The 25,140-nt window shown below is 68.0% G+C and carries 27 protein-coding genes; 17 read left to right on the top strand and 10 right to left on the bottom strand.

The window, feature by feature from the left end:
* Positions 1 to 32: 32 nt before the first annotated feature.
* Positions 33 to 863 (top strand): exonuclease domain-containing protein, encoded by an 831-nt coding sequence (locus MO1_RS13095; RefSeq protein WP_060916262.1) that lies wholly within the window; start codon positions 33 to 35, stop codon positions 861 to 863.
* A gap of 79 nt (positions 864 to 942) precedes the next feature.
* Here MO1_RS13095 and MO1_RS13090 read toward each other — a convergent pair whose 3' ends face one another.
* From MO1_RS13090 to glgA, 3 genes are all read right to left on the bottom strand, one after another.
* Positions 943 to 1,194 (bottom strand): type B 50S ribosomal protein L31, encoded by a 252-nt coding sequence (locus MO1_RS13090; protein WP_036308636.1) that lies wholly within the window; start codon positions 1,192 to 1,194, stop codon positions 943 to 945.
* 80 nt (positions 1,195 to 1,274) lie between these two features.
* Positions 1,275 to 2,060 carry an ABC transporter ATP-binding protein gene (locus tag MO1_RS13085; protein WP_060916261.1) on the bottom strand — a complete coding sequence of 262 codons (786 nt, stop codon included), beginning with the start codon at positions 2,058 to 2,060 and terminating at the stop codon, positions 1,275 to 1,277.
* Positions 2,061 to 2,099: 39 nt separating this feature from the next.
* A complete protein-coding gene (glgA, locus tag MO1_RS13080; protein WP_060916260.1) occupies positions 2,100 to 3,293 on the bottom strand; it encodes a glycogen synthase in 1,194 nt (397 codons plus the stop codon).
* A 76-nt stretch (positions 3,294 to 3,369) separates the two neighbouring features.
* Between glgA and glgC the strand changes: the two genes are divergently transcribed.
* From glgC to MO1_RS13065, 3 genes are read left to right on the top strand one after another with little or no spacing between them, the layout of a single operon-like run.
* The gene (gene glgC / locus MO1_RS13075; RefSeq protein ID WP_036308631.1) at positions 3,370 to 4,614 is read left to right on the top strand and encodes a glucose-1-phosphate adenylyltransferase; all 1,245 of its coding nucleotides are present in this window, start codon (positions 3,370 to 3,372) and stop codon (positions 4,612 to 4,614) included.
* A gap of 35 nt (positions 4,615 to 4,649) precedes the next feature.
* Positions 4,650 to 5,285 (top strand): phosphoserine phosphatase SerB, encoded by a 636-nt coding sequence (serB, locus tag MO1_RS13070; protein WP_060916259.1) that lies wholly within the window; start codon positions 4,650 to 4,652, stop codon positions 5,283 to 5,285.
* Positions 5,286 to 5,322: 37 nt separating this feature from the next.
* Complete coding sequence (locus tag MO1_RS13065) at positions 5,323 to 6,006, top strand: alpha/beta fold hydrolase (RefSeq protein ID WP_060916258.1); 684 nt, start codon at positions 5,323 to 5,325, stop codon at positions 6,004 to 6,006.
* Positions 6,007 to 6,012: 6 nt separating this feature from the next.
* Here the strand turns inward: MO1_RS13065 and fabG are convergent, their stop codons facing one another.
* The gene (fabG, locus tag MO1_RS13060) at positions 6,013 to 6,723 is read right to left on the bottom strand and encodes a 3-oxoacyl-ACP reductase FabG (RefSeq protein WP_060916257.1); all 711 of its coding nucleotides are present in this window, start codon (positions 6,721 to 6,723) and stop codon (positions 6,013 to 6,015) included.
* Positions 6,724 to 6,815: 92 nt separating this feature from the next.
* On the opposite strand from fabG, the gene MO1_RS13055 reads away from it, so the two are divergent.
* Genes MO1_RS13055 through MO1_RS13040 form a run of 4 tightly spaced genes read left to right on the top strand, consistent with a single transcriptional unit; the run spans position 6,816 to position 8,750 of the window.
* The gene (locus MO1_RS13055; RefSeq protein ID WP_060916256.1) at positions 6,816 to 7,346 is read left to right on the top strand and encodes a DUF4190 domain-containing protein; all 531 of its coding nucleotides are present in this window, start codon (positions 6,816 to 6,818) and stop codon (positions 7,344 to 7,346) included.
* Positions 7,247 to 7,720 carry a DUF3099 domain-containing protein gene (locus MO1_RS13050; RefSeq protein ID WP_306307192.1) on the top strand — a complete coding sequence of 158 codons (474 nt, stop codon included), beginning with the start codon at positions 7,247 to 7,249 and terminating at the stop codon, positions 7,718 to 7,720. The genes MO1_RS13055 and MO1_RS13050 overlap by 100 nt, the downstream gene beginning before the upstream one ends.
* Positions 7,717 to 7,920 (top strand): hypothetical protein, encoded by a 204-nt coding sequence (locus tag MO1_RS13045; protein WP_036308618.1) that lies wholly within the window; start codon positions 7,717 to 7,719, stop codon positions 7,918 to 7,920. The genes MO1_RS13050 and MO1_RS13045 overlap by 4 nt, the downstream gene beginning before the upstream one ends.
* Positions 7,917 to 8,750, top strand: coding sequence for an SURF1 family cytochrome oxidase biogenesis protein (locus MO1_RS13040; protein ID WP_060916255.1), 834 nt, complete (start codon positions 7,917 to 7,919; stop codon positions 8,748 to 8,750). The genes MO1_RS13045 and MO1_RS13040 overlap by 4 nt, the downstream gene beginning before the upstream one ends.
* A gap of 36 nt (positions 8,751 to 8,786) precedes the next feature.
* Here the strand turns inward: MO1_RS13040 and MO1_RS13035 are convergent, their stop codons facing one another.
* On the bottom strand, positions 8,787 to 10,385 hold the full coding sequence (locus tag MO1_RS13035) for an ABC-F family ATP-binding cassette domain-containing protein (protein WP_036308612.1): 1,599 nt from the start codon (positions 10,383 to 10,385) through the stop codon (positions 8,787 to 8,789).
* Positions 10,386 to 10,573: 188 nt separating this feature from the next.
* Between MO1_RS13035 and MO1_RS13030 the strand changes: the two genes are divergently transcribed.
* The 7 genes from MO1_RS13030 (at position 10,574) to MO1_RS13000 (ending at position 19,401) form a co-directional block, all read left to right on the top strand.
* Entirely contained in the window at positions 10,574 to 11,881 is a 1,308-nt protein-coding gene (locus MO1_RS13030; protein ID WP_060916254.1) for an alpha/beta hydrolase, read from the top strand.
* Positions 11,878 to 14,436, top strand: a complete 2,559-nt coding sequence (locus MO1_RS13025) for a bifunctional lysylphosphatidylglycerol flippase/synthetase MprF (RefSeq protein WP_060916253.1) — start codon at positions 11,878 to 11,880, stop codon at positions 14,434 to 14,436. The genes MO1_RS13030 and MO1_RS13025 overlap by 4 nt, the downstream gene beginning before the upstream one ends.
* Positions 14,437 to 14,508: 72 nt before the next feature.
* The gene (locus MO1_RS13020; RefSeq protein WP_060916252.1) at positions 14,509 to 15,546 is read left to right on the top strand and encodes an iron-siderophore ABC transporter substrate-binding protein; all 1,038 of its coding nucleotides are present in this window, start codon (positions 14,509 to 14,511) and stop codon (positions 15,544 to 15,546) included.
* A 20-nt stretch (positions 15,547 to 15,566) separates the two neighbouring features.
* Positions 15,567 to 16,613 (top strand): FecCD family ABC transporter permease, encoded by a 1,047-nt coding sequence (locus tag MO1_RS13015; protein WP_052009359.1) that lies wholly within the window; start codon positions 15,567 to 15,569, stop codon positions 16,611 to 16,613.
* Positions 16,610 to 17,659, top strand: a complete 1,050-nt coding sequence (locus tag MO1_RS13010) for a FecCD family ABC transporter permease (RefSeq protein ID WP_060916251.1) — start codon at positions 16,610 to 16,612, stop codon at positions 17,657 to 17,659. The genes MO1_RS13015 and MO1_RS13010 overlap by 4 nt, the downstream gene beginning before the upstream one ends.
* Entirely contained in the window at positions 17,656 to 18,480 is an 825-nt protein-coding gene (locus MO1_RS13005) for an ABC transporter ATP-binding protein (RefSeq protein ID WP_036308598.1), read from the top strand. The genes MO1_RS13010 and MO1_RS13005 overlap by 4 nt, the downstream gene beginning before the upstream one ends.
* A 15-nt stretch (positions 18,481 to 18,495) precedes the next feature.
* Entirely contained in the window at positions 18,496 to 19,401 is a 906-nt protein-coding gene (locus tag MO1_RS13000; RefSeq protein ID WP_036308597.1) for a siderophore-interacting protein, read from the top strand.
* A 41-nt stretch (positions 19,402 to 19,442) separates the two neighbouring features.
* On the opposite strand, the gene MO1_RS12995 is transcribed toward MO1_RS13000, so the two are convergent.
* From MO1_RS12995 to sufB, 5 genes are read right to left on the bottom strand one after another with little or no spacing between them, the layout of a single operon-like run.
* The gene (locus MO1_RS12995; RefSeq protein WP_036308596.1) at positions 19,443 to 19,772 is read right to left on the bottom strand and encodes a metal-sulfur cluster assembly factor; all 330 of its coding nucleotides are present in this window, start codon (positions 19,770 to 19,772) and stop codon (positions 19,443 to 19,445) included.
* A gap of 9 nt (positions 19,773 to 19,781) precedes the next feature.
* A complete protein-coding gene (gene sufC / locus MO1_RS12990) occupies positions 19,782 to 20,552 on the bottom strand; it encodes a Fe-S cluster assembly ATPase SufC (RefSeq protein WP_036308594.1) in 771 nt (256 codons plus the stop codon).
* A gap of 14 nt (positions 20,553 to 20,566) precedes the next feature.
* The gene (locus MO1_RS12985) at positions 20,567 to 20,896 is read right to left on the bottom strand and encodes a non-heme iron oxygenase ferredoxin subunit (protein ID WP_060916250.1); all 330 of its coding nucleotides are present in this window, start codon (positions 20,894 to 20,896) and stop codon (positions 20,567 to 20,569) included.
* Positions 20,893 to 22,092: a Fe-S cluster assembly protein SufD gene (gene sufD / locus MO1_RS12980; RefSeq protein ID WP_036308591.1), complete on the bottom strand. Its 1,200-nt coding sequence runs from the start codon at positions 22,090 to 22,092 to the stop codon at positions 20,893 to 20,895. The genes MO1_RS12985 and sufD overlap by 4 nt, the downstream gene beginning before the upstream one ends.
* Positions 22,092 to 23,510: a Fe-S cluster assembly protein SufB gene (gene sufB, locus MO1_RS12975; RefSeq protein ID WP_036308589.1), complete on the bottom strand. Its 1,419-nt coding sequence runs from the start codon at positions 23,508 to 23,510 to the stop codon at positions 22,092 to 22,094. The genes sufD and sufB overlap by 1 nt, the downstream gene beginning before the upstream one ends.
* A gap of 222 nt (positions 23,511 to 23,732) precedes the next feature.
* Between sufB and MO1_RS12970 the strand changes: the two genes are divergently transcribed.
* Together MO1_RS12970 and MO1_RS12965 are read left to right on the top strand one after the other, a co-directional pair.
* Positions 23,733 to 24,659 (top strand): COX15/CtaA family protein, encoded by a 927-nt coding sequence (locus MO1_RS12970; protein ID WP_060916249.1) that lies wholly within the window; start codon positions 23,733 to 23,735, stop codon positions 24,657 to 24,659.
* Positions 24,660 to 24,754: 95 nt separating this feature from the next.
* Positions 24,755 to 25,123, top strand: a complete 369-nt coding sequence (locus MO1_RS12965; RefSeq protein WP_081416909.1) for a dinucleotide-utilizing enzyme — start codon at positions 24,755 to 24,757, stop codon at positions 25,121 to 25,123.
* The last annotated feature ends 17 nt before the right edge of the window (positions 25,124 to 25,140 follow it).

Here is a 25,140-nt window from a genome sequence, read left to right as displayed (position 1 = left end):
GAGATGTCGGCGGTCGACCGTAGCGTCGGAGGATGGGCACCTGGGGGGAACTTCCGCTGTGGGACGACGACACGTGGAGTGAGGCATCTTCACCCCCGATCGTCGCCACCGTCGCCGCCGAGCACGCCACGGCGGCCGACGCCTCACCGGCCCCGCTCGTCTCGCCGCCCGCTCCCCTCACCTCCGGCCCGTGTGCCGGACCGATCGGGGTGTTCGACCTCGAGACGACCGGCATCGACGTCCGGTCCGATCGGATCGTGACGGCGCACGTCGGCGTACTCGACGCATCCGGCGCCGTCATCGACGCGCGCACGTGGCTCGCCGACCCCGAGGTCGAGATTCCGGCGGGTGCCACCGCCGTCCATGGCATCACGACGGAACGCGCGCGAGCAGACGGGCGGCCCGCCGCCGCTGTCGTCGCGGAGGTGACTGACGCTCTTCGGGATCTGTTCGCCGCTGGCATCCCGGTGGTCGCCTACAACGCGCCCTTCGATTTCTCCCTCCTCAAGTACGAGGGATTGCGGCACGGCGTGACCCCGATCGCAGAACCGTCGCCCGTGATCGATCCGCTCGTCGTCGACAGGACCTACGACCGGTACCGGCGGGGGAAGCGCACCTTGGAAGTCGTCGCCGCGCACTACTCGGTGACGCTCGAGGGCGCCCACGATGCGGCCGCCGACGCGATTGCGGCCGGACGGGTCGCGCAGGCCATCGCCGCGCGGTTCGACCTCGAGACCTCCGCCGACGAGCTGCACGTACAGCAGGTCGCCTGGGCCCGTGCCCAGGCGGAGAGCCTCAGCGAGTACTTCGTCCGCATCGGACGACTCGACGCGGACGTCGACGGGAGCTGGCCGATCCGCTGACCCGGCTGGCCACCGGGCAGACCGCCCCGGCCATCAACGACGAAGGCCCCGCCGAAGCGGGGCCTTCGATGACGGCTGCTTACTTGCTGCCGAAGTTCTTGAAGCGCTGGTTGAACTTCTCGACGCGGCCGGCGGAGTCCATGATGCGCTGCTTGCCCGTGTAGAACGGGTGCGAAGCGGACGAGATTTCAACGTCGATGACCGGGTAGGTCTCGCCGTCCAGCTCGATCGTCTTGTCGCTCGTGACCGTCGAACGGGTCAGGAAGGTCTCGCCGGAGCCGAGGTCGCGGAAGACGATGGCGCGGTACTCGGGGTGGATGTCAGTCTTCATTGGGTTCCTCACGAAGTGCCCTGGATTTTGCCAGATGCGGGTGAAAGTCTGCGGCGCGAGAGCGCCAACGCAAGATTCTATCAGGATGCCGCGCGCGCGGCGAACCGACCGTCCTGCGACGTCAGCGTGATCGGCATCCCGAAGGTCTCGGTCAGATTCTCGGCCGTCAGCGTCTCCCCGATCGGCCCCTGCGCCACCACGGCACCATCGCGCAGCAGGAGGACGTGCGTGAACCCGACCGGGATCTCTTCGACGTGGTGCGTGACCATGATCATCGCGGGGGTCGACTCCTCCCGGGCGTACCCGCCCAGGAGACTCAGGAGCTCCTCGCGGGCCCCGAGGTCGAGGCTCGCGGTCGGCTCGTCGAGGAGCAGCATCTCGGGGTCGGTCATGACGGCGCGAGCGATCTGGACACGCTTCTGCTCCCCGTCCGACAGGGTTCCGAACGTCCGGTCGGCGAGGTCTGCGAGCCCCCACTCCCCCAGAACCCGACGCGCGCGTCGCTCGTCGATGGCCTCGTAATCCTCGCGCCACCGGCCCAGGACCGAGTACGCCGCCGTCAGGACGACGTCGAGGACGGTCTCGTCCTGCGGAACGCGCTTCGCCATGGCCGACGAGGCGAAACCGAGGCGGGGGCGCAGATCGAACACATCGGTGCGGCCGAGGACCTCATCGAGAACGGTCACGGAACCCGACGTCGGGTGGACGAGAGTCGCCGCGAGCTGCAGGATCGTGGTCTTGCCTGCACCGTTGGGTCCGAGGACGACCCACCGCTGGTCTGCGTCGACGGTCCAGTCGATCCCATCGACGATGTTGCGGGAGTTCCGACGGACGACGACGTCGGCGAGTTCGAGCACCTGAGGCATGCTCCCAGCCTATCGACCGGCCGGGACCGTGCCGGGACGCTAGCGGCCGGTCGCGGCGACCTCGCGGTACAGCTCTGCCGTGGCATCCGCGATCGCTTCCCAGCTGAACGCGGATGCGGCGCGCTCGCGTCCTGCGCGGCCGTAGGCTTTCGCCTTCTCGGGATCGGAGACGACCTCGGTCAGTGTCGCGGCGAGGTCGGCGACGAAACGATCGGGGTCGACCGGCGTTCCGGTGCCGTCCTCGACCTGGTCGATCGGGACGAGACGGCCTGTGACGCCGTCGATGACGACCTCCGGGATGCCGCCGGTCGCCGTCCCGACCACCGCAGCGCCGCACGCCATGGCTTCGAGGTTGACGATCCCGAGGGGCTCGTAGACGGACGGGCAGACGAAGGTCGTCGCGGAGGTGAGGATCGCGCACAGGTCGGGACGCGGGAGGAACTCTTCGATCCAGACGACGCCTTCACGTGTCTGCTGGAGCTGCCGGACGAGGCCCTGCACCTCGGCCATGATCTCGGGAGTGTCGGGGGCACCGGCACAGAGGACGAGCTGGACCTCGGGCGGCAGGAGCTCGGCGGCGCGCAGGAAGTACGGCAGGCCCTTTTGACGAGTGATCCGGCCGACGAAGACGACCGACGGTCGCGACGGGTCGATCCCCCAGCGCGAGAGCAAATCGGGGTCTTCCCGCGGCTGCCAGGCGTCGACGTCGATGCCGTTGTAGATGACGCGCACCTTGGCGGGGTCGAGGGCGGGATAGCTGCGGAGGATGTCGCGCCGCATCCCGTCGCTGACGGCGACGACGGCAGCGGCGTTCTCGTAGGCCGTCCGCTCGACGTAGCTCGACACCGCGTAGCCGCCGCCGAGCTGCTCGGCCTTCCACGGCCGGAGCGGCTCGAGGGAGTGGGCCGTGACGACGTGAGGGATGCCGTGGAGCTTCGAAGCGAGGAAACCGGCGAAGTTCGCGTACCAGGTGTGGCTGTGCACGACGTCGGCCCCGGCGACGTCTCCCACGATCTCGAGGTCGGTGCCGAGGGTCTGCACGGCGGCGTTCGCCTCGGCGAGACCGGCGGGCACCGCGTACGAGGTGGTGTCGGCTTCGTCGCGTGCCTCACCGAAGGCTCGGACCTGGACTTCCATGCGTGAACGCAACGCCGACACGAGTTCGGTGACGTGGACTCCCGCTCCGCCGTAGATCTCCGGCGGGTACTCCTTCGTGACGATGTCGACGCGCATGGACCGAACTCTAGGCCACACGGAACACGCACCAAAGTCCTCGCCCCGTCAGCGCAAATCGCTTTAGTGTGAGCACATGCCAGCATCCCCGAAGGTCCTCGGTATCGTTCTCGCCGGTGGCGAGGGCAAGCGCCTCATGCCGCTCACCCAGGACCGCGCGAAACCGGCTGTCCCCTTTGGTGGGCAGTACCGTCTCGTCGACTTCGCGATCTCGAACCTCATCAACTCGGAGCTTCGCCAGATCGTCGTCCTGACGCAGTACAAGTCTCACAGCCTCGACCGTCACGTCTCCCAGACGTGGCGCATGTCCGCCCTCTTGGGCGCCTATGTCACGTCGGTGCCGGCGCAGCAGCGCCTGGGCAAGCGGTGGTTCTCCGGCTCGGCCGACGCGATCCTTCAGTCACTGAACCTCATCCACGATGAGAAGCCCGACATCGTCGCGGTCATCGGTGCGGATCACGTGTACCGCATGGACTTCCAGCAGATGATCGATGCGCACATCGCCTCCGGTGCGCGGGCCTCGGTGGCCGGCATCCGTCAGCCCATCGGGCTCGCCAACCAGTTCGGCGTCATCGACGTCGACCCCGCCGACGGCGTCACGATCCGCGATTTCCTCGAGAAGCCTCAGAACCCGACCGGCCTTCCCGACAACCCGGGCGAGGTCCTCGCGTCGATGGGCAACTACGTGTTCGACACCGACGCGCTCATCGAAGCCGTCGAAGCCGACGGCGAACTGCCCACGTCGAACCACGACATGGGTGGCGACATCATCCCCTACTTCGTCTCACGCGGTGAGGCGGCGGTCTACGACTTCAAGCGCAACGACGTGCCCGGGTCCACCGATCGCGACCGGGACTATTGGCGGGACGTGGGGACGATCGATTCGTTCTTCGACGCGCACATGGACCTGATCTCCGCGCTGCCGATCTTCAACCTCTACAACATGGACTGGCCGATCCGCTCGCAGTCGGTGAACTCTCCGCCCGCGAAGTTCGTCCGCGATGGCGTGGGCCGCATCGGCAATGCGATCGATTCGATCGTGTCGCTCGGCTGCGTCTTGTCGGGAACGCACCTCGAGCGCAGCGTCCTCGGCCCTTGGACGCTCTCGGGCGGCGGGTCGACGATCACGGATTCTGTCCTGTTCGATCACGTCAGTGTGGGGGCGGGTGCCCGCGTTCACCGCGCGATCCTCGACAAGAACGTCGTGCTCGAACCGGGCGCGACGGTCGGAGTGGATCGCGAGCTCGACCTGTCCCGTGGCTTCACCGTCACCGACAGCGGACTGACCGTCGTCGGCAAGAACATCCGCATTCCGTCCTGAGGGGCGCGTCGTCGTCCAGCCGATAGCGTTGACGCGTGCCTGACGCCCGATTCCTCGTCGTGTTCGACGCCGACTCCACGATCATCCGTAACGAAGTCATCGAGCTCATCGCCGATGAGGCCGGTCGAGGCGCGGAAGTCGCCGCGGCGACGGAGGCAGCGATGCGCGGCGAGGTCGACTTCGCGGCGAGTCTGCGCTCGCGCGTGGGCGAGCTGGCAGGCGTACCCGTCGCGTCGTTCGACCGTGTGCTGTCTCGCATCGAACCGACACCCGGAGTCGACGCGCTGATCGCCGCGATCCACGACGGCGGCGGTGTCGCCGCCGTCGTGTCGGGTGGGTTCCACGAGATCCTCGACACCGTGGCGCCGGGTCTCGGGGTCGACGTGTGGCGCGCGAACCGGCTCGCGGTGGCCGACGGCATCCTCACCGGCGCCGTCGACGGGCCGATCGTCGACGCGGCTGCCAAAGCCTCGGCCCTGCGGGAATGGGCGGCTGCCTACGGTGTCGCGGCGTCCGCGACGATCGCGGTCGGCGACGGCGCGAACGATCTGCTGATGATGGATGCCGCGGGCCTCGGCGTCGCGTTCAATGCCAAGCCCGCCGTGCGCGGGCGCGCCGACCTCGTCGTCGGCCCGGTCGATCTGGCCGAAGTGATCGCGCTCCTCCCCTGACCTGAGCGATGTCGGGAGGGCGGCGTAGCCTCCCGACATGAACATCATCCTGATCCCCGGCCTGTGGTTGACGGCCTCTTCCTGGGACGACGTCGTCCCCGCCCTTCGCGACGCCGGTCACACGCCTCACCCGCTGACCCTGCCCGGCGTGGGCGAGGCGGCATCCGACGCGGGCCTGAGCGATTGGATCGATGCCGTCGTCGCCGAGATCGACCGCATCGGCGGCCCCGTCGTAATCGTCGGACACAGCGGCGGCGGAAACGTCGCCTGGGCCGCTGCGGAGCAGCGCGCAGACGTCGTCCGCCGCGTCATCTTCGTCGACACGACGCCGCCGCCCCCCGGTGCGTCGATCTCGGAGTTCCCCGTCGACGACGGCGTCGTGCCGTTCCCGGGGTGGGACTTCTTCGACGCGGAGGACACCGCAGACCTCGACGACGCGACGCGCGCACGCACGGCGCCTCTCGCGGCATCCGTGCCCGAGCGTGTGCCGACCGACCCGCTTCCCATGGAGGGAACGGCGCGGCACCGCATCCCTGTCACGATGCTCATGGGATCGATGGACGAGCCGACGTTCCGCGAGGTCGTGACGGCGTGGGGTGATTTCGCGGCGGAGTTCGAGGCGATCGACGACGCTGAGGTGGTTCGGCTCGGCACCGGTCACTGGCCCCAGTTCTCCGCGCCGGACGAGCTCGCCAGGCGGATCATCGAGGCGGTGCGCTGACCGGGCTCAGTGCCCCATGCCGAGGCCACCGTCGACCGGGATGACGGCGCCGGAGATGTAGGCGGCGTCATCGGACGCGAGCCACACGACCGCGGCAGCGACCTCCTCAGCGGCGCCGAACCGGGCGGCCGGAATGCTCTTCTTGTAATCGGCCTGGGTCTCATCGGGGAGAGCGGCCGTCATGTCCGTCTCGATGAACCCCGGGGCGACGACGTTCGCCGTGATGTTTCGGGAACCGAGCTCGCGCGTCAGCGAGCGCGCGAACCCGACGAGAGCACTCTTGGACGACGAGTAGTTGATCTGTCCGGCCGAGCCGTACAGGCCGACGACTGAGGAGATGAGGATCACACGTCCCCACTTGGCGCGCAGCATCCCCTTCGCCGCACGCTTGACAACGCGGAATGCGCCCCCGAGGTTGGTCGAGACAACCGAGTCGAAATCGTCTTCCGTCATCCGCAGCAGGAGCGTGTCCTTCGTGATGCCAGCGTTCGCGACGACGACCTCCACGGGGCCGAGCTGCTGCTCGACCTCGGTGTAGGCGGCATCCAGCGAGGCGGCGTCAGTGACATCTGCGCGAACGGTCAGCGTCCCCTCGGGGCCTTCGCCGGAGCGGGCCGTGACGGCGACCGCGTAGCCTTCCGCGACGAATCGCTCGGCGATCGCGCGGCCGATGCCGCGGTTGCCTCCAGTGACCAGGACGACGCGCTCGCGGGACATTCTTCTCCTTGCTCCGAGCCGGGTGAACCGCACCAGCCTAGCGGCGCAGGCGACCGGTAGGCTGGGGTCCAACTCGCCTGAAGGAGACGGACGTGACCGACGCCACGAACACCCCGCCGCAGCCCTCGAACGTGCCGCCGGCGCCGCCCGCGCCTGACTCGTCCGCCTCGGTCGCTCCGCCGTACGCTCCTTCCGCTTACGGCCAGCCCCCCGCCGCCCCGGTCTACGGGCAGCAGTCCCCCGGCGCCCCGGTCTACGGGCAGCAGTACTCTCAGCCCGGTTACCCGCAGCCCGGCTACGGGCAGCCCGCGTATGGACAGCCCGGCTACGGGTACGCCGTTGCGCCGGCCCGGCCGACCAACGTGCTGGCGATCGTGTCCCTCATCGCCTCCATCGCGGGGCTGACGATCCTCCCGTTCGTGGCCTCGATCGTGGGCATCATCACCGGCCACATGGCCCTCAAGCAGCTGAAGACCTCCGGGGAGAACGGCCGTGGTCTCGCTCTCGGCGGAACCATCGTCGGCTGGGTCGGCGGAGGCATCCTGCTGCTTATCATCGCCTTCTGGCTGATCTTCATCGTGGCGTTCGCCGCGTCCGCGCCGGCCTTCACCCAGGTTTCCTGAGGAGCCTTCTCACGTCTCGCCACACCAAGCACGACCGGACGCAGTCCGCGACCTCACTCGCCACCGCACCCGAGGTCGATGCGCGTTCCCGAAGCCGCCGCTACATCATCATGATGACGGTCCGCGTCGCCTGCTTCATCCTGATGGTCACGGTGACGCCCTACGGCTGGCAGACCTGGATCTTCGCGGCCGGCGCTGCCGTTCTGCCCTACCTCGCGGTCGTCGTCGCCAACACCGGCAACCAAGAAGAGGTGATCGTCGCGGAACGCCCGTCGCGCGAAATCGAGGCGCCGCCCTCCCAGCCCGCTGCCCCGCCGGCCACCGACGATGGAATCATCCGGATCCAGGAGAACCCCCCGCGGGAGGATCGATGACCGTCGCGCAGTGCTCCCGAGCGGGATGCCGCAGGGATGCCGAATGGCAGGTCGTGTGGCGGAACCCCCGCATCCACTCCGCCGATCGGCGCAAGGTGTGGGTGGCCTGCCCCGAGCACGTCGACTTCCTCCGCGACTACCTCGCCTCCCGGAACTTCCCGGTTGAGGTTGCGGTGCTGGACTCCGCGTCCGCCTCATGAACAAGGAGACGGCGCTCCGTTGGAGCGGGTACGTCGCGATGGCCATCGTGTTCGCCATCGCCTGCGCAATGCTGTCGAACTGGCAGTTCTCCCGCAACGCGGAGCGCGACGCCGAGCTCACCCTGGTGAAGAACAACTACTCCCGCGAAGCGGTGCCGTTGGCCGAGCTGATTCCCGAAGGCGGCGCGTTCTCACCCGCGGACGAGTGGCGGCCGGTCGAGCTGACGGGCGAGTACCTCACCGACAAGACGCTTCTCGTCCGCAACCGTCCTCACGGCGGCACGAGCGCCTTCGAGGTCCTGGTCCCGCTCCGGACCGACGACGGCCGCGTCGTGCTCGTCGACCGGGGCTGGCTCCGCCCGGGCGACGACCAGCCCGAACCCGACTCGATTCCGGCACCTCCCTCGGGTGGGGTGACCGTGACGGGACGACTTCAAGCAGGCGAACCTGCCGCCCGAGACGGACGTGTCGCCGCCGACGGGCAGGTGCCCACCATCGACCTGGGGCTCATCGGCCAGGAAACGGGCCAGTCCGGTCTGATGGTCGATTCGGCCTACGTGCTCATGACCGACGAGACACCACGACCGGCGGAGCGACCCAACGCCCTCGAGGACCCGTCTGCAGACCCGGGGCCGTACCTGTCCTACGCGATCCAGTGGATCCTGTTCGCCGTCATGGGGTTCGCTTTCATCTGGTACATGATCCGCACAGAGATCCGACACCGCCGAGAGGACGAGGAGAGCGGCACGCGTCAGCGGTCGCGCCGGACCCCGAGTCGACGTCGCGACAGTGACATGGATGCCGAGGACGAGCTCCTCGACGCCCGCTGATCTCGCGCAGCCCGACCACCGGGCCGGCTCCCGTGATCAGGCCAGCGTGATGAGGTCGATGTAGTCGCGGCCCCAGATGTCCTCGACCCCGTCCGGGAGGATGAGCACGCGCTCCGGGTTCAGCGCCTCGACGGCGCCCTCGTCGTGGGAGACGAGGACGACAGCGCCCTCGTAGTGCGCGAGCGCACCGAGGATCTCCTCGCGGGATGCCGGGTCCAAGTTGTTCGTGGGCTCGTCGAGCAGCAGCATGTTCGCCGATGACACGACGAGCGTTGCGAGTGACAGTCGCGTCTTCTCGCCACCGGAGAGGACCCCGGCCGGCTTCAGGACGTCGTCACCCGTGAAGAGGAACGATCCCAGGACCTTGCGTGCTTCTGTGGCGGTGATGTCCGGTGCCGCCGACATCATGTTGTCGAGGACGGAGCGGCCGACGTCGAGGTTCTCGTGCTCCTGGGCGTAGTAACCGATCTTCAAGCCGTGACCCGGGTCGATGACGCCCGTGTCGGCTTTGTCGACTCCGGCGAGGATGCGCAGGAGCGTCGTCTTGCCGGCACCGTTGAGGCCGAGCACCACGACCCGCGAACCACGGTCGATGGCCAGATCGACGCCCGCGAAGATCTCCAGCGATCCGTACGACTTGGACAGGTTCTTGGCCATGAGAGGCGTCTTGCCGCATGGCGCAGGCTTCGGGAACCGCAGCTTGGCGACGCGATCGTCCTGACGGACGTCGTCGAGTCCCGCGAGGAGCTTCTCGGCCCGGGCGACCATCTGGTGCGCCGCGGCAGCCTTGCTGGCCTTCGCGCCGAACCGTGCCGCCTGCTGCTGGAGAGCAGTCGCCTTCTTCTCGGCGTTCGCTCGTTCCTTGCGACGCCGTTCCTCGTCCGCGGCACGCTGACGCAGGTAGTTCTTCCAGTTCATGTTGTAGATGTCGATGACCTGACGCATCGCGTCGAGGTAGAAGACGCGGTTCACGGTCTCGCCGACGAGCTCGATGTCGTGGCTGATCACGATCAGCCCGCCCTTGTACCCCTTCAAGAACTCGCGCAGCCACACGACGCTGTCGGCATCGAGGTGGTTGGTCGGTTCATCGAGGATCATCGTCTGGGCATCGGAGAAGAGGATGCGGGCGAGCTCAATACGACGGCGCTGACCGCCCGACAGCGTCTTCAGCGGCTGATCGAGGATGCGGTCCGGCAGCGACAGGTTGTGCGCGATCGACGCGGCCTCCGCCTCGGCGGCGTAGCCACCGAGAGCTTCGAAGCGCTCGGTGAGGGAGCCGTACTTCCGCATGGCACGATCGGCTTCAGCGGCATCCGTCGAGGCCATCTGCTCCGCGGTCTCGCGCATCCCGATGACCAGGGAGCCGAGGCCGCGGGCATCGAGGATGCGGGTTCGCGCGAGCATTTCAGGGTCACCCGTCCGCGGGTCCTGCGGCAGGTAGCCGAGCTCTCCGGTGCGGTCGACGCGGCCGTCGGCGGCCATCAGATCACCGGCGAGGACCTTCGTCAGGGTGGTCTTGCCTGCCCCATTGCGTCCGACCAGACCGATCTTGTCGCCCGGGGAGACGCGGAACGACACGTCCGCCATGAGCGTGCGTGCACCGACGCGGATCTCAAGATCGTGCACGGCGAGCACAGCAGACGTCCGTTCTTCGAGGGAGGGCGGCCGAGTGGCCAAACCCCCAGTATACGGCGGCCGCATGCACGGCCCGGCCGCACCTGTTCGCGCCCGTTCCTATGCCTCGACTATGAGATCGCCGCGATGTGGCGTCGATGGTCGGGTTCAGAGGCCCGCGGGAACCAGACTGGGTGCGAAGGAGCACCATGAACGTTCTGCTGGGAGTCGGAATCACCGACGGACCCGTCGTCATCGTCACCTATCTCCTCGCAGGTGCCGCGTTCGTCCTGCTCCTCGTCCGGCGTCCCTCGCGACGCTGGCGACGGATGTCCTGGGCGGCGGTGTCCGCGGTGTCGGCGGTGGGCGGAGGGGTGATCGGCCTCGGACTGACCTGGCTCCTGTCCGATCGGCTCGACCTGTTCGACGCCGACCTGACGCCCGTCGTCCGCGGCTGGATCATCGCGGGCTTCGTCGGCGTCGGCCTCGCCGTGGCGTCGATCATCCGTTCCACCTGGCGACGGGCCATCGGCAGCGTCCTGGCGGCGGCTCTCTTCGTCGGAACCGCCGCGATGGGAGTGAACGTCGACTTCGGCCAGTACCCGACGATTGGAAGCGCCCTGGGCATCAGCTCCGTGAAAGAGGGGCTCCCATCGACGGCCCGGGCAGGAGCGGACGCCCCGACGATCGACTCGTGGCGACCCCCCGCGGACATGCCGTCGCGCGGCGCGCTGGGCTCGGTCGACATCCCGGGGACGGTGTCGGGATTTCGGGCTCGACCCGCCGTGGTCTACCTGCCGCCCGCAGCGCTCACCCGGAACCCTCCTCGCCTTCCCGTCCTCATCATGATGTCGGGTCAGCCGGGCCGCCCGGAGAACCCCCTCGTGGTCGATCGTCTCGGCGCACACCTCGATGCCTACGCGGCGGAGCACCGCGGTCTCGCCCCGATCGTCGTCTCACCCGACCAGCTGGGATCGCCCGATATCAATCCGATGTGCATCGACTCCGCTCGCGCGGGCAACTCCGCCACGTACCTGACGGTCGACGTCCCGCACTGGATACGGACGCACCTCAACGCCACGCTGTCACCCGGCTCGTGGGGTGTCGGCGGGCTCTCCCAGGGCGGAACGTGCGCGAGTCAGCTGGGGGCGGAACATCCCGAACTGTTCGATGCCATCCTCGACGCGTCCGGTCAGTTGCACCCCTCGCTGGGCTCCGATGAGAAGACCATCGCGGAGGGTTTCGGTGGCGACGCGGCAGCCTTCGCCGCTGCCGCGCCCGCTGCGATCATGACCGCCCACGCACCCTACAAGGACACGATCGCGGTCTTGGGCGTCGGAGCGCTGGATGTCCGCTTCAAGCCAGGCATCGAGACACTCGCGTCGGACGCCCGCGCGGCCGGCATGACCACCCATTACATCGAGGTGCCGAACACCGCCCACGACTCCCATGCGTGGAGGCAGATCTTCGCTCGGGGCCTCACTCTCATCGCCGATCACTGGGGACTGGACCGATGACATCGCCCGCGACCACCGCCGCGCCGACTGCCGGGCGGTACCGCGCGACCTGGGATGCCGCGACACGGATCGCTCGCACGGTCCCGGTCACGTGGGCCATCGCCGCCGTCGTCGCCCTCGCGAGCGTCTACCGCTTCACGCGCCCGGACGGGGAGTTCCGCCGCACTCTCGATGCGATCGCATCGACCGGGTTCGACACCGTTCTCCTGGGCCACGACTGGCTGTCGGTGTTCACCGCGGTCTTCTTCGTCCCGAAGCCGGGCGGCCTCCTCCCCACCCTGCTTGCCGTGATTCTGGGCCTCGGCTGGAGCGAACGGCGCATGGGCCACCTCCGCACTCTCGCGGTGTTCGCCGCCGTCACCGTGATCGGGGTCACGCTGGGGCTGTCGGCGCAGGCGCTCGGTCTCGTCTCGAACCTCTACGGTGCACAGGCGACACGCGGTCACCACGTCTTCGACCCGACGATCGCCGTCGCCGGCACCATCATGGCGGCGAGCGCGTTCGCGCGTCCGCTTCTGCGTCGACGGGTACGGATCATCGGATTCGCCGTCCTGGCGGTGCTGGTCCTGTACGCGGGTGCGCCGGCGGACCAGTACCGCCTGGGGGCGGGTATCGCCGGCGTGTTCGCCGGCGTCCTGCTCGCGCATCGCCGCCCCGGCATCACCCGCCCGCGCGCGAGTCGACGCGAGGCGCGCACACTGCTGTCGGCGGTCATCGCGGTGACCGCACTCGGCCCTGTCGTCTCGATCCTCGCGCCTCACAGCACCGGGGTCCTCAACCCCCTGGGCTCGCTCTTCCGCGACCCGTTGCACGATCCTGCCTTCGTCGCGGCCAGGTGCGAGACCGGTGAGTTCACAAGGCAGTGCCTGGATGCCGTGGCCCTGACCCGACTCGACGGGCCGGGTGCTGTCCTCGTCACCGTGCTGCCTCTCGTCGCGATGCTCCTCGCCGCACGCGGCATCTACCGCGGCCGCCGCGTCGGTCTCTATCTGGCCATCGCCCTCAACGTCCTGTTCGCGGTGCTTGCCGCCGTCTATTACGGCTTCCTCCCCCTCCTGGCCTCGGCCCAGTACACGCGGTTCCAGTCGGCCGCCGCGGAGGAGTTCGGAGCATTCGACCTCGTTGCGACCCTGGTACCTGCGGGACTCGCGATCGTTTTGGTCCTTGCGCGCCCGCTCTTCCCGGCCTCGAGTGCCGGCCGCGTGGCTCTGCGCTTCGTCGGGCTGGGACTCCTGACGTTCGTGGGTACGGCCGGCGCGTTCCTCGCCGTGGCGTGGGCGGCTCGAGATCAGTTCGCACCCACGGCATCATTCGCGGCGCTCATCCTTGACCTGCCTGAGCACTTCATCCCCGTGGGTTTCCTGGCTTTCGAGCCGGTGGACATGGTGGCTACGGGCCCGGTCGCGATCGCGGCCTCACAAGGGGTCGGACCGCTGTTCTGGGTCATCCTGATCGTCATCGCCTATCGGGGCATGCAGAACAGCTCGCCTATCGACACCGCACACGGTTCGGCGCGCACCCGCGTCCTGAGACTGCTGAAGGCAGGCTCGGTGAGCACGCTCTCGTGGATGGCGACGTGGGATGGGAACGACTACTGGTTCGCGCCGGACGGGGGCGCCGTGGCCTACCGGGTGATCAACAATGTCGCGATCACCACCGGCGACCCGATCGTGGCAGCCGGGGGCGAGGCCGCCGTCGCCGAAGCGTTCGCCCATTACTGCGCTCACCACGGGTGGACGGTCGCCTTCTACTCCGTCACCGAGGACCTGCGCGGCGAGCTGGTCGCTCGCGGATACGGATCCATCGCCGTCGCGGAGGAGACTGTCATCTGTCCCACCGGGTGGTCGCTGCAGGGCGGGAAGATGAAGGACATCCGGACGGCGATCAATCGTGCCGAGAAAGAAGGGCTGTCGGCATCCTGGATGCGATTCCGCGACCTCCCCGCTCGTCACGCCGCGCAGGTGCGCGAGATCTCCGAGCTCTGGGTCGCCGAACGCGACCTCCCCGAGATGGGGTTCACCCTCGGTGGGTTCGATGAACTGCTCGACAGCGACGTCATGCTCATGATCGCGGTCGACAGTGACGACCGGGTCCACGCCGTGACGAGTTGGCTTCCCACCTTCCACGACGGTCGAGTCAGAGGCTGGACCCTCGACTTCATGCGGCGGGCACCCGACAGCATGAACGGGGTCATGGAGTTCCTGATCGCGCGGACGATCCTGCAGGCCGGTGAGGAAAGTCTCGACTTCGTCAGCCTGTCAGGGGCTCCCCTCGCGGTCGACGTGGATCCGGACGGCCAGTCGGCCTCGCTGCGCGCCATCTTGGCGGTTCTCAGCCGATCGCTGGAACCGGTCTACGGGTTCCGTTCGCTCCTGCGGTTCAAGACGAAGTTCCGGCCGGAATTCCGCCGACTGCACCTGGTATACGCCGACCCGCTCGCCCTTCCCGCGATCGGGCTGGCACTGGCTCGCGCCTACCTGCCCACTCTCACGGCTCGGCAAACGATGCGAGCGTTCGGCCGGCGGACGACGCCCAAGGTTGCCTCTCACAGGTGACCTCTGGTTTCCGGAGCCGCTGCACTCGGGGTAAGGTTAGGCGACCCTAATCACTTTCCTCAGGAGACCTCCGTGCCTCGCATCCGCACTGCACTCGCCCTCGCCGCAGCATCCGTCCTCGTCCTGACCGGCTGCGCGACCAACGCCGCTCCGGCCGCGGGTGGTGGCTCATCGACTGCAGGTGCCGCCGGTGCATTCCCCGTCACCATCGAGAACGCGTTCGGCGAGACCACCATCGCGAAGAAGCCCGAGCGCGTCGCCACGGTGGCGTGGGGCAACCAGGAGGCCGCCCTGGTCCTGGGCGTCGTGCCGGTGGGCATGCCCAAGGTGACGTGGGGCGATGACGACGGAGACGGTGTCCTTCCCTGGGTCGAGGACAAGCTCAAGGAGCTCGGCGCCAAGACGCCCACCCTGTTCGACGAGGCTCAGGGCATCGACTTCGAGGGAGTCGCCGACTCCCGGCCCGACGTCATCCTCGCCGCCTACTCGGGACTGACCCGCGAGGACTACGACAAGCTGAGCAAGATCGCGCCCGTGGTCGCCTACCCGAAGGTCGCGTGGGGCACGACGTGGCAGGACATGACGATCACCAACGGCACCGCGCTCGGCCTGAAGACCCAGGCGGAAGACCTCGTGTCGACGCTGACGAAGACCCTCGATGACGAGGTCGCGAAGTACCCCGAGATCGCGGGAAAGAAGGCGATGTTCAGCTCCTTCGACCCGAGCAACCTCAGCCAGATCGGCTTCTACACGCTGGAAGACCCCCGCGCGAAGTTCTTGAAGGATCTCGGCACTGTTCCCCCCACCACCGTCGAGGAGCAGTCGAAGAGCTCGAAGGAGTTCTGGATCGTCAACAGCACCGAGGACATCGAGCGGTTCAGCGACCTCCAGGTGCTGGTGACGTACGGCGATGACTCCACGCTCGCCGCCATGCAGGCGGACCCGCTCCTGTCCCGCATCCCCGCGGTGAAGAACGGTGCCGTCGTGGTCCTGCCGTCGGTGAACGATTCGCTCGCGGCGGCAGCCAACCCGAGCCCGCTCTCGATCACCGATCCCCACACCTCCGAGTTCATCAAGATGCTCGCGGAGGCGGCGAAGAAGGCCTCCTGAGCCCTTCCGGTCCCATCGACGTGCCCACCACCCTCACTCCCACCGCCGCCGCGGTCCCGTCTCTTCGACGGCGACCGCGGCGTCGGCGTGTGATCTGGCTGCTTGTGCTCGTTGCCTTCGTGGCGGTGGCTGCAGTTCTGTCCGTGACGCTGGGGGCGAGGTCGGTGAGCATCAACGACATCTGGGCGGGGCTGTCCGGAAACGTCGACACAGCATCCGCGGCCGCCGTCGCGAAGCGCGTGCCTCGGACCTTCCTGGCCCTGCTCATCGGAGCGGCCCTGGCCATCGCGGGAACGGTCATGCAGGGCGTGACGCGGAATCCCCTCGCGGACCCGCAGATCCTCGGGATCAACGGGGGCGCCTCCCTCGCCGTCGTCGTCGGGCTTGCCTTCTTCGGCATCACGGATGCCTTCGGTTACATCTGGCTCGCCATGCTCGGCGCCGCCGTCGCCGCGGTGTTCGTCTACACCGTGGGATCTCTCGGACGGGGCGGCGCCAGCCCGTTGAAGCTCGCACTGGCAGGCGCCGCGACCGCGGTCGCCTTCACTTCGCTGATCAGCGCCATCCTGCTCCCTCGCATCGACGTCATGAGCGTCTTCCGGTTCTGGCAGATCGGCGGAGTCGGCGGGGCATCCCCCGACAAGATCCTTCTCGTCATCCCGTTCCTCCTCGTCGGCGCCGTGATCTGCTTCGCGTCCGCCGGGGGTCTGAACTCTCTGGCCCTCGGCGACGACCTCGCCGCGGGCCTCGGCGAGCGTGTGCAGACGGCACGGCTGCTGGCCGCGGTCGGAGCCGTCATCCTCTGCGGAGCGGCGACCGCCGTCGCGGGGCCCATCGGGTTCGTCGGCCTCATCGTCCCGCACGTCTGCCGGCTTCTCGTCGGACCCGATCATCGGTGGCTCCTGCCCGTCTCCGCCCTCGTCGGTGGCGGCCTCCTCACCATCGCGGACGTCGTTGGCCGCGTGATCGCGCCGCCGCAGGAAGTCGAGGTCGGTGTCGTCACCGCGCTCATCGGGGCCCCGTTCTTCATCGCCATCGTGCGTCGACAGAAGATGCGTGCACTGTGACCGCGGCATCCGTTCAGCCGTCGACACTCGACCTCGTCACGCGCGGCCGAGCCCGCAGGGCGCGGCGACGCGTGGTCGTCACGAGCATCCTCGTGATCGCGGTCGCGGCCACCTACCTCGTGTCGCTGATGGTGGGACAGACCTTCTACTCCCTCGCCGAGGTCTGGGGCGTCATCACCGGTCAGCTCGTCCCCGGCGCCTCGTTCACTGTCGGTGAGCTCCGACTCCCCCGCTCGACGGTCGGCCTGCTCGCAGGCGCCTGCTTCGGCATCGGGGGTGCGGTGTTCCAGACCATGCTCCGCAATCCGCTCGCCAGCCCCGACATCATCGGGATCAACGCGGGCGCCAGCGCCGCCGCCGTCGTCGGCATCGTCTTCCTCTCGCTCGATCAGACCCCGGTGGCGATCATCGCCACCGTCGGCGCGCTGGTCACCGCCTTGTCCATCTACCTCCTGGCGTTCAAGGACGGCGGGGCGGGCGCACGGTTCATCCTCATCGGAATCGGCGTCGCCGCGATCTTCAACAGCGTCGTGGCATACGTCCTGTCGCGAGCCGCGGAGTGGGATCTCCAGGCAGCGATGCGCTGGATCACGGGCAACCTCAACGGCGCGTCCTGGAACGAGGCCGTCCCCCTCGCCGTCGTCGTGGTGATCGGAGTCCCCGTCATCCTCTGGCTCGCGCGCGACCTCGAGCTGATGCGACTTGGCGACGACACCGCCGCGGCGCTCGGCGTGCCCGTCGAGCGCCGGCGCGTCATGCTCATCGTCGCCGCCGTGACCCTGCTGGCGTTCGCGACCGCCGCGGCCGGACCCATCTCGTTCGTGGCGTTCCTGGCGGGCCCCATCGCGGCACGGATGCTGGGACCCGTCGGTTCCCCTGTCCTCGTCGCCGGCTTGTTCGGTGCCCTCCTGGTGCTCGTCGCCGACTTCGTCGGGCAGTACCTCCTCGGACTCCGCCTGCCTGTGGGCGTCGTCACGGGTGTGCTCGGCGCGCCGTACCTCATCTTCCTTCTCATCCGCAGCAGCCGCTCGGGAGGCACCCTATGACCGCCCACCGCACCCTCACCGCGGAGGGGATCTCGCTCGCGTACGGCGATCGGATCATCGTCGACACACTGGATCTCACCGTTCCCGCCGGCAAGGTCACGGCGATCGTCGGCGCGAACGCCTGCGGCAAGTCGACGCTCCTCAAGGCGATGGCGCGCCTGCTCTCCCCGAAAGCGGGACAGGTCCTCCTCGACGGCAAGAACATCCATCGGATGCCGACGAAGCAGGTCGCGCGCGATCTCGGCCTGCTGCCGCAATCGCCCATCGCACCCGAGGGCATCGCGGTGTCCGACCTGGTGAGCCGTGGCCGGACCCCGCACCACGGCCCGCTCGCGCGGTGGACCCCCGCCGATGATGCCGCTGTCGCCGAGGCCCTCGAAGCGACCGACATCGTGGCGATCGCCGATCGGCCCGTCGACGAGCTCTCCGGCGGCCAGCGCCAGCGTGTCTGGATCGCGATGGCGCTCGCCCAGCAGACGGACGTCCTGCTCCTCGACGAGCCGACCACGTTCCTCGACGTCAGCCATCAGATCGACGTCCTCGATCTGCTGACCGACCTGAACCACACCCGCGGCACCACCATCGTCATGGTGCTGCATGACCTCAACCTGGCCGCCCGCTATGCCGATCACCTGGTCGCGATGTCAGCGGGTCGCATCTTCGCCTCGGGAGAGCCCGAGCACGTACTCACCGCCGAGACGGTCCGGGAGGTGTTCGGCCTCGACAGCCGTGTCATCCCCGATCCGCTCACGGGTCGACCGCTGGTTCTTCCCATCGGTCGCCACCACGTCCCCGCGCCGCTCGACGGCGCTGCCCGCTGATCCACGGAGTGACCGATGACCCAGAGCACCATGGCCTTCTTCCGCGCACCGGTGGCGTCCGTCGCCGACGTGACCCCGAGCTTCCGTCGATTCACCTTCAAAGACACGGCACTGTCGGTCTACGGTGACCCCGGCTTCGATCAGCGGGTGAAGGTCCTCTTCCCCACACCCACCGCCCCCATCGAGTCGATGCCGACCGGCGAAGACTGGTACGACCAATGGCGTGCCCTCCCCGACGACGCCCGTCCCGTCATGCGGACCTACACGACCCGAGCGGTGCGTAATGCCGACCACGAGGTCGACATCGACATGGTCGCCCACGATGTGATGGGCCCCGCCTCGGCGTGGATCGCCGATGCGAAGGCAGGCGACGAAGTCCTGATCCTCGCACCGACGACAGCCCACACCGGCGTCAACTACGGCATCGACTTCGTGCCCCCGGCGAAAACCGAGAACATCCTCCTCGCCGGAGACGAGACGGCCGCGCCCGCGATCGCGCGCATCCTGGAGCAGCTGCCCGCCGACGCCCGCGGTGTCGTGGTCCTCGAGGTCCCGCATCCCGACGACATCGCCTACCTCCCCGCGCATCCCGGCTTCGAGCTCATCACGGCAGCGCGGGAAGGCGAGCACTGCCGCCACGATCACCTCATCGCCGCGGTCACCGAGGTCGCCTCTCGGCTCGCTCCCCGCGGGATCGGAGCCGAAGTCGAGGAGATCGACGTAGACCACGACATCCTGTGGGAGGTCCCGCGCACGGCGAAGGGTGGTGCGGCTCTCAAGAGCGCTCCCCTATACGCGTGGCTCGCCGGTGAGGCATCCGCTATCAAGGCACTGCGACGCCACCTGGTGAGCGAGGTCGGCGTCGATCGCCGCGCCGTCGCGTTCATGGGGTACTGGCGGCTGGGCCGCTCGGAGAACTGAAAAAGCGGTGCGACATCGTCGCACCGCTTTCCGCAGTCAGATCAGATCGAGAACCCGAGCGCGCGCATCATGTCGCGGCCGTCGTCGGTGATCTTCTCGGGACCCCACGGCGGCATCCAGACCCAGTTGATCCGGAAACGATCCACGACGCCGTCGAGCGCCTGACCGGTCTGTTCTTCGAGGACGTCCGTCAGCGGACAGCCGGCGGAGGTCAGCGTCATGTGGATGACGAGTGCGTCGTTCTCGTCATCCCATCCCAGGTCGTAGATCAGCCCGAGGTCGACGATGTTGACCCCCAGCTCGGGGTCCATGACATCCTTCAGGGCCTCGGTGACCTCGTCGTACTTCTCGGGTGCGAGCGTGTCGGTCATGCGAAGATCCTAGGCCTGCTCGCCGCCGACCGGGGCGAGGAAACGGTCGTAACCCTCATCCTCCAGTCGTGCTGCGAGCTCGGGGCCGCCCTCTTCTGCGACCCGGCCGTTCACGAGCACGTGAACGAAGTCGGGCTGGATGTAACGGAGGATGCGGGTGTAGTGCGTGATGAGCAGAACGCCCATGTCGCTCTGCTCCTTCGCCCGGTTGACACCCTCGGAGACGATCTTCAAAGCGTCGACGTCGAGACCGGAGTCGGTCTCGTCGAGGATGGCGATCTTGGGCTGGAGCAGCTCCAGCTGCAGGATCTCGTGGCGCTTCTTCTCGCCGCCGGAGAAGCCCTCGTTGACGTTGCGGGCCGCGAACTTCGGATCCATGCGCAGGTTCTGCATGGCGCCCTTCACGTCTTTGGTCCACGAGCGGATCGAAGGCGCAACGCCGTCGATCGCCGTCTTCGCGGTGCGGAGGAAATTGGTGACCGTCACCCCGGGGATCTCGACCGGGTACTGCATCGCCAGGAACAGACCAGCGCGCGCACGCTCGTCGACGGACATGGCGAGCACGTCCACGCCGTCGAGGGTGATCGTGCCGCCCGTGACGGTGTACTTGGGGTGACCGGCGATCGTGTAGGCGAGCGTCGACTTACCCGAGCCGTTGGGGCCCATGATGGCATGCGTCTCACCGGTGCGGACGGTGAGCGTGACACCGTTGAGGATGGGGGTCTCGCCGTTTTCCGTCTCGACCGTCACGTGGAGGTCGCGGATCTCGAGGACAGGCATGTCAGCTTCTTTCTTCAGTTCACGGCTTTGGTCACGGCGGGGTCGATGAGGACGTCGTCCCCCTCGATCGTGACCTCATAGACGGGCACCGGCTCGTAGGCCGGCAGATTCAGGGGGCGGCCGGTGCGCAGCGAGAAGGCGGACCCGTGGGCCCAGCACTCCAGCGACTCGCCTTCGACGAACCCGTCGGCGAGAGAGATGTCACCGTGCGTGCAGGTGTCGCCGATCGCGTGCACCTCGCCCTGGGCATCGAGAACGACAGCCATCGGCACACCATTCACCTCGACGCGAACTGCCTCGTCCTGGGTCAGCTCGCTGAGGGTGAGGACCTTCTGCGCACTCATGCCGGGACACCGCCCGTGAGTTCGGCCTCGATCGCGTCGATGAACTCCTCTTCGAGCGAGGGGATGCCGATCTTCTGGACGATCTCGGCGAGGAAGCCGAGGACGACCAGGCGTCGCGCCTGCTCCTCGTCGATTCCGCGCGCCTGCAGGTAGAAGAGCTGCTCGTCGTCGAAGCGTCCGGTGGCGCTGGCGTGGCCCGCGCCGACGATGTCACCGGTCTCGATCTCGAGGTTCGGGATCGAATCGGCACGCGCCCCGTCGGTGAGGACGAGGTTGCGGTTCGCTTCGTAGGAGTCGGTGCCGACGGCATCCGGTCCGATCAGCACGTCGCCGATCCAGACCGTCCGTGCCGACGCGCCCTGCAGCGCGCTCTTGTACAGGACATCGCCGTTGGTGTGATCGCCCTTGTGGTGCAGGTACACCTGGCTCTCGAGGTGCTGGCCTGCGTCGGCGAACGAGAGGCCGTAAAGGCGGCCCCGCGCTCCGGACCCGGCGAGTTCTACCGACGGGTTGACCCGCACGAGGCCGCCGCCGAGGCTGACGACGATGTGGGTGAGGGTCGCGTCGCGGTCGACGCGCGCCTGGTGCGCCGCAAGGTGCACGGCGTCGTCGTCCCACCGCTGCACGGACACGACGGTCAGCGACGCACCGTCCCGCACGATGATCTCGACGTTCTGGGCCTGTGCGGCAGATCCCTCGTGACGCAGGACGACCGTGCCGCGCGAGTTGGCCTGGGCCTCGATGACGACGTGCGCGTGTGCGACGCCGCCTCGACCGGTGAGGGTGACCATCACGGGCTCGTCGATCTCCGTGTCGGCGGGGATGCGGATGAGCGGAGCCTCGGGCTCCTGCGTCCATGCGATCGCGCTCACGACGTCCTCAGGTCGGAACACCTCGCCGCGGGGTCCCTCGTCTTTCTGCAGACGTCGGTGCTCCACGGCATCCGGGCCGATCACCTCGACGCCGATCACGTCGTGCGGCGCCGGCTCGTTGGCCAGCAGCGAAGCGACGCGGTCGAGGGGCGTGTGCTTCCAGTTGACCTCGCGGCCGGTGGGCATTCCGAAGTCGTCCGGGTCGAACGACCACGGGCGCGCCGATCGGGTCTGCACCGGGACCGCGGCCGTGCCGGTCAGTGTCGCCGCAGGGTCGATGTGGCCCTTCGCATCGGATGCGGGGGCCTGAGTCGCTGTCGTCATCAGCCGACGGATCCTTCCATGCCCATCTCGATGAGCTTGTTCAGCTCGAGGGCGTACTCCATGGGCAGTTCGCGGGCGATCGGCTCGATGAAGCCGCGCACGATCATCGCCATCGCCTCGTCCTCGGGCATGCCGCGGCTCATGAGGTAGAACAGCTGCTCTTCGCTGACCTTCGAGACGGTCGCCTCGTGGCCGAGCTGCACGTCGTCCACACGGATGTCGATGGCGGGGTACGTGTCGGACCGCGAGATCGTGTCGACCAGGAGCGCATCGCAACGCACCGTGTTGGCGGAGTGGTGCGCATTCGCGTCCACGCGGACCTCGCCGCGGTAACCCGCACGACCGCCGCCGCGGGCGATCGACTTGGAGACGATCGACGACTGCGTATACGGAGCCATGTGGATCATCTTCGCGCCGGCATCCTGGTGCTGACCGGGGCCCGCGAAAGCGACCGACAGCGTCTCACCCTTCGCGTGCTCGCCCATCAGGTAGATCGACGGGTACTTCATCGTCACCTTGGAGCCGATGTTGCCGTCGACCCACTCCATCGTCGCGCCCTCATGGGCGACGGCGCGCTTCGTGACGAGGTTGTAGACGTTGTTCGACCAGTTCTGGATCGTCGTGTAACGAACGCGGGCGTTCTTCTTCACGATGATCTCGACCACGGCGGAGTGCAGCGAGTCGCTCTTGTAGATCGGTGCCGTGCAGCCTTCGATGTAGTGGACGTAGCTGTCCTCGTCGGCGATGATCAGGGTCCGCTCGAACTGGCCCATGTTCTCCGTGTTGATGCGGAAGTAGGCCTGCAGCGGGATCTCGACGTGGACGCCCTTCGGGACGTAGACGAACGATCCGCCCGACCACACCGCGGTGTTCAGCGCAGCGAACTTGTTGTCGCCGGCCGGGATGACGGTGCCGAAGTACTCTTCGAAGAATTCGGGGTGCTCGCGCAGAGCCGTGTCGGTGTCCATGAAGATGACACCCTGCTGCTCCAGGTCCTCGCGGATCTGGTGGTACACGACCTCAGACTCGTACTGCGCGGCGACGCCGGCGACGAGGCGCTGACGCTCCGCCTCGGGGATCCCGAGCTTCTCGTACGTGTTGCGGATCTCCTCGGGGAGGTCCTCCCACGTCTGAGCCTGCTTCTCGGTCGAGCGCACGAAGTATTTGATGTTGTCGAAATCGATGCCGGAGAGGTCTGCGCCCCACGTCGGCATCGGCTTGCGACCGAACAGCTGATAACCCTTCAGACGGGTCTTCAGCATCCATTCGGGCTCGCTCTTGAGAGCGGAGATCCCACGGACGACGTCCTCGTTGATACCTCGCTGGGCGATGGCACCGGCGGCATCCGCGTCGTGCCAGCCGAACTCGTATACCCCTAGGCCTTCGAGTTCGGGACGGTCGATGAGCACATCCGACATGAATTTCCTCCTCACGGGCGGCAACGGTGTCATCCGTTCCGGCATTCCCTCCCGTGAGAGGAGTGCACGAGGGGGATGCCGCTACTGGCCGCTCTGACGACGCGATACCGCGCCTAGAATCGTTGTGCGGGCTGCGATGGGGATCGCGCTCGCCGACTGCTTCATTCTACAGGCACGGCCGTCCCCCGCGGCGTGCCGGCCCCTCGCCCGGAGGCGACCCCAATGCTCATCACCGCGTCGACACCGACCGCTCCGCCTGTGATCCGGATGCCGCGACTGCTGCGCGTCGTCGCGTGGCTCTCCTTCATCGCAGAGACGCTCATCATCGGCACTGGTGGAGCCGTGCGCCTCACCGGTTCGGGGCTCGGGTGCCCGACGTGGCCGACGTGCACGCCGGAGTCGCTCGTCGCGACGCCCGAAATGGGCCTTCACGGTGTCATCGAGTTCGGCAACCGCACGCTCACCGGCGTTGTCGGCATCCTGGCGCTCGTCGTGGTCGTCCTCGTGTGGCGGATGCGCCGCGCCCGACGCGACTTGTTCACGCTCGCGCTCATCGTCCTCGGCGGTGTCATCGCCCAGGCCATCGTGGGCGGGATCACCGTGTTGACGGGCCTCAACCCCTTCATCGTCGGTTTCCACTACGTCGTATCACTGGTCCTCGTGTGCGTCTGCGCCGCCTTCCTGGTGCGCATGAAAGAAACGGCCGCACCCCGAGTCCGAGTCGTCCCGTCCTGGTATGCAGGACTGGCCCATCTGACAACTGCGGTCCTCGCCGTGACCATCGCCTTCGGCGTCCTGACCACCGGCGCAGGGCCCCACTCGGGTGACGCAGCCGCGGGTCGCAACGGATTCAACGCGGAGCTCCTCGAGCACATCCATGCGTGGCCGGGCTACACCCTCCTCGCGCTGACGTTGGTCCTCGTCGCGGTCGCCTGGACGCGCGGACTGCGCCCGCGCACCTGGGTGACGGTGCTCCTCGGGGCCGAAGCGGTCCAGATCGCCGTGGGCCTTTATCAGGCGCGCAACGGCCTCCCCGAGATCGCCGTCGGCATCCACATGGTGCTCGCCGCATTGACGGCAGCCACCATGACCGTCGTCATCCTCCGCATGAAGGCTCCGGTACCCGACGCGGCCGTCGCGTCTCACTGAGATCTCATAGGGTCCGCATCACTCCTGCCCGGGTGCGTCGGGAACAGTGGCCCGGGCCGTCCGAGACCGGGCGGCTCCGACCCGGAGGAGATTCGATGAACACCCGCCCCCGCCTGACCCGCAGCATCCCGTTCTGGGTGCTCGTCGCAGGCTCACTCGCGTCCAGCGCCGCCGGCGCCATCGTCCTGATCGACAAGCTCGGGACGATGGAGACCGCGCTCAACGCCGGCACAGCGACCGGTGTGGAGGTCTACGTCGGACAGGTCTGGGCCATCCTTGGCGCGATCCTCATCGGTGTCGGCGTGACCGGGCTGCTGCTGGCCTTCTCGCTGGGCGCCCTGCGCGCTTTCGCCGTCGCACCGCGTGCGCAGGATGTGGACGTCACCGCCGCAGAGATCCCGTCAGCAGACGACGAGTCGCTCGACACGACCGACCAGCCCGTCCTCGACGGCGCTACGCGCTGACCGGTCGATCGGCCCGC

It is taken from the genome of Microbacterium oleivorans NBRC 103075 (assembly GCF_001552475.1).
GTDB classification, from domain to species: Bacteria; Actinomycetota; Actinomycetes; order Actinomycetales; family Microbacteriaceae; genus Microbacterium; species Microbacterium oleivorans.
The sequence above is the reverse complement of the archived record's forward strand: the minus strand, read 5'-3'. Positions and strand labels throughout refer to the sequence as shown.

Excerpts from the sequence above, each read along its gene's own strand:
- glgA (WP_060916260.1), bottom strand. The coding sequence starts at position 3,293 with ATGCGCGTCGACATCGTCACGAAGGAGTACCCGCCGGAGATCTACGGC.
- MO1_RS13000 (WP_036308597.1), top strand. The coding sequence starts at position 18,496 with ATGACCCAGAGCACCATGGCCTTCTTCCGCGCACCGGTGGCGTCCGTC.
- MO1_RS13005 (WP_036308598.1), top strand. The coding sequence starts at position 17,656 with ATGACCGCCCACCGCACCCTCACCGCGGAGGGGATCTCGCTCGCGTAC.
- sufB (WP_036308589.1), bottom strand. The coding sequence starts at position 23,510 with ATGTCGGATGTGCTCATCGACCGTCCCGAACTCGAAGGCCTAGGGGTA.
- MO1_RS13040 (WP_060916255.1), top strand. The coding sequence starts at position 7,917 with ATGAACAAGGAGACGGCGCTCCGTTGGAGCGGGTACGTCGCGATGGCC.
- glgC (WP_036308631.1), top strand. The coding sequence starts at position 3,370 with ATGCCAGCATCCCCGAAGGTCCTCGGTATCGTTCTCGCCGGTGGCGAG.
- MO1_RS13025 (WP_060916253.1), top strand. The coding sequence starts at position 11,878 with ATGACATCGCCCGCGACCACCGCCGCGCCGACTGCCGGGCGGTACCGC.
- MO1_RS13065 (WP_060916258.1), top strand. The coding sequence starts at position 5,323 with ATGAACATCATCCTGATCCCCGGCCTGTGGTTGACGGCCTCTTCCTGG.
- MO1_RS12970 (WP_060916249.1), top strand. The coding sequence starts at position 23,733 with ATGCTCATCACCGCGTCGACACCGACCGCTCCGCCTGTGATCCGGATG.
- MO1_RS12965 (WP_081416909.1), top strand. The coding sequence starts at position 24,755 with ATGAACACCCGCCCCCGCCTGACCCGCAGCATCCCGTTCTGGGTGCTC.
- fabG (WP_060916257.1), bottom strand. The coding sequence starts at position 6,723 with ATGTCCCGCGAGCGCGTCGTCCTGGTCACTGGAGGCAACCGCGGCATC.
- MO1_RS12985 (WP_060916250.1), bottom strand. The coding sequence starts at position 20,896 with ATGAGTGCGCAGAAGGTCCTCACCCTCAGCGAGCTGACCCAGGACGAG.
- MO1_RS13090 (WP_036308636.1), bottom strand. The coding sequence starts at position 1,194 with ATGAAGACTGACATCCACCCCGAGTACCGCGCCATCGTCTTCCGCGAC.
- sufD (WP_036308591.1), bottom strand. The coding sequence starts at position 22,092 with ATGACGACAGCGACTCAGGCCCCCGCATCCGATGCGAAGGGCCACATC.
- MO1_RS12995 (WP_036308596.1), bottom strand. The coding sequence starts at position 19,772 with ATGACCGACACGCTCGCACCCGAGAAGTACGACGAGGTCACCGAGGCC.
- sufC (WP_036308594.1), bottom strand. The coding sequence starts at position 20,552 with ATGCCTGTCCTCGAGATCCGCGACCTCCACGTGACGGTCGAGACGGAA.
- MO1_RS13095 (WP_060916262.1), top strand. The coding sequence starts at position 33 with ATGGGCACCTGGGGGGAACTTCCGCTGTGGGACGACGACACGTGGAGT.
- MO1_RS13045 (WP_036308618.1), top strand. The coding sequence starts at position 7,717 with ATGACCGTCGCGCAGTGCTCCCGAGCGGGATGCCGCAGGGATGCCGAA.
- MO1_RS13085 (WP_060916261.1), bottom strand. The coding sequence starts at position 2,060 with ATGCCTCAGGTGCTCGAACTCGCCGACGTCGTCGTCCGTCGGAACTCC.
- MO1_RS13030 (WP_060916254.1), top strand. The coding sequence starts at position 10,574 with ATGAACGTTCTGCTGGGAGTCGGAATCACCGACGGACCCGTCGTCATC.